Source organism: Streptomyces sp. NPDC054887, from assembly GCF_053610585.1.
Map to the genome: position 1 here is coordinate 1 of NZ_JBSGYQ010000147.1, position 1,424 is coordinate 1,424.

Here is a 1,424-nt window from a genome sequence, read left to right on the forward strand (position 1 = left end):
CTAGTGTCATGCGCCTGAAATCCAAGGGCTAAGTTTGTATCCTGTTGCAATGTCGCCGGGTCCTCGTGCCGTTGAAGTCTGCGTGTCTGATGAAGAGCGCGCCGAGTTGTCTCGTTGGGTGAGCGGGGCGGTTGCGCCGCGGTTCGCTGAGCGGGCACGGATCGTGCTGGCGTGCGCGAAGGGGACGCCGAACTCACGGGTGGCGGTGGAGGTTGGCGTGAGCGTCGCGACGGTGAGGAAGTGGCGTGGGAAGTTCGCCGCCGAGGGGATGGCCGGGCTTGAGGATGCCGCCCGGATCGGCCGGCCGAAGGCTGATCTGGTTCTGAGTGAGGCCGAGCGGGAGCAGTTGACGGGGTGGGCCCGCCGTGCGAGAACGGCCCAGTTTCTGGCGCTGCGGGCGAAAATCGTGCTGCGTTGCGCGGAGGGCGGGACGAACCGGCAGGTCGCGGCCGATCTGGGTGTTGATGCCTCGACCGTGGACCGTTGGCGGGCGAGGTTCATCGCCGAACGCCTCGACGGTCTGCAGGATGAGCCCCGGACCGGCCGGCCGCCCTCGATTCTCCTCGACCAGGTCGAGGACGTGATCGTGGCGACGCTGGAATGCGCTCCGGGGAAGGACACCCACTGGTCGCGGGCCTCGATGGCGGCTCGCACCGGATTGTCGAGGTCAACGATCGGTCGGATCTGGAAGCGGTTCGACCTGAAGCCGCACCTGCAGGACTCCTTCAAGCTGTCCACCGACCCGCAGTTTGTCGCCAAGGTCGTCGATGTCGTCGGGCTGTATCACAACCCGCCGGAGCGGGCGGTGGTGCTGTGTGTGGACGAGAAGAGCCAGATCCAGGCGCTGGATCGCTCGCAGCCCGTGCTGCCGATGATGCCGGGCATGCCCGAGCGCCGCTCCCACGACTACCTGAGGCACGGCATCACCAGCCTCTTCGCCGCGTTCAACATCGCCGACGGCACCGTCATCGGTGAACTCCACCGCCGCCACCGGGCCGTCGAGTTCAAGAAGTTCCTGGTCACGATAGACAAAACAGTGCCCCGCGAGCTCGACGTACACCTCGTGTGTGACAACTACGCCACCCACAACACCCCCGAGATCAAGACGTGGCTGGCCAAACACCCCCGCTTCCACGTCCACTTCACTCCGACCGGCTCGTCCTGGATCAACCAAGTCGAGCGCTGGTTCGGCCTGCTGACCGACAAACTCATCCGCCGCGGCGTCCACACCTCCGTCCAGGCTCTCGAGAGCGACATCAAGCAGTGGATCGCCACCTGGAACGAGAATCCCAGGCCGTTCACCTGGACCAAGACCGCCGACGAGATCCTCAAGTCCCTCGCCGACTACCTCACCAAGGTCACTCCACCAGCCAACGAGAAACACACAGATACTTAGCCCTTGGATTTCAGGCGCATGACACTAG

1 protein-coding gene is annotated in these 1,424 nt (G+C 64.8%); it reads left to right on the forward strand.

The genetic code is table 11. The features are described 5' to 3' along the window. Window positions 1–49: 49 nt before the first annotated feature. Entirely contained in the window at window positions 50–1,396 is a 1,347-nt protein-coding gene (locus tag ACWGH0_RS34670; protein WP_453408252.1) for an IS630 family transposase, read from the forward strand. Window positions 1,397–1,424 lie beyond the last annotated feature (28 nt).